The 665-nt window shown below is 53.4% G+C and carries 1 pseudogene; it reads right to left on the bottom strand.

Annotated features, from left to right (window positions below):
- Window positions 1-237, bottom strand: a pseudogene (locus ABRS97_RS28095) (IS110 family RNA-guided transposase); the annotation flags it as partial.
- Window positions 238-665 lie beyond the last annotated feature (428 nt).

Raw genomic sequence — 665 nt, 5'->3', positions numbered from 1 at the left:
GAGGAACAACCCGAACGCCCAGCCGTAACCGCCCGTGTCTTCGAGTCCATAGACGGCTTTCATACCTGCTTCGAGATACCCGTTTACTTTCGTTAACAGGTTAGGGAAGACCGCAGGCGCATTGTCGAACTGGATTTCACCTAACTTTTCGTTCCAGCAGTTGAGAATAACGGCGGTATGCTGGCTTTTGTGCAAATCGACTCCAACATAGATGTAGTGGAGTTGTTCCTTTTGCAAATGCTCACGCTCCTTTGTGAGAATCGAACCTGCGAAGCTTCGTCATGTCGGCATCCTCAGCTCTAGCGGCTGCTTCTTGGCGAAGCGCGCACAGATAGCAAAGCCAGTCCATGTCGTTAGCCTGTCCAGTTCGACAGAATGAAAGGGCAAAAGCCCTTACAGGAACAACGCGCCGTCGGCATCCTCATTTTGAGCGTTGGCTTTCAGCGGAAAGCCCACAATGATAGCACAGCCTGTCCGTGCGCGTGGCTCCTGTAAATGCTCTTGCAGGGCAGGGACATTCACCCCTGCCGCATCTTCCACACCTTCGTCCAGCCCTTGGGCAACAAGGCTTCATCCGTGAAATACTTGGGATTGTACCGCTGCTTGACCTTGCGGACGCGGATACTCTCGAAGATGACCTGCCCCGGGCGAACGATCATCTTCTT

The organism is Paenibacillus tabacirhizosphaerae, assembly GCF_040812395.1.
Taxonomy (GTDB): Bacteria; Bacillota; Bacilli; order Paenibacillales; family NBRC-103111; genus Paenibacillus_E.
The sequence above is the reverse complement of the archived record's forward strand: the minus strand, read 5'-3'. Positions and strand labels throughout refer to the sequence as shown.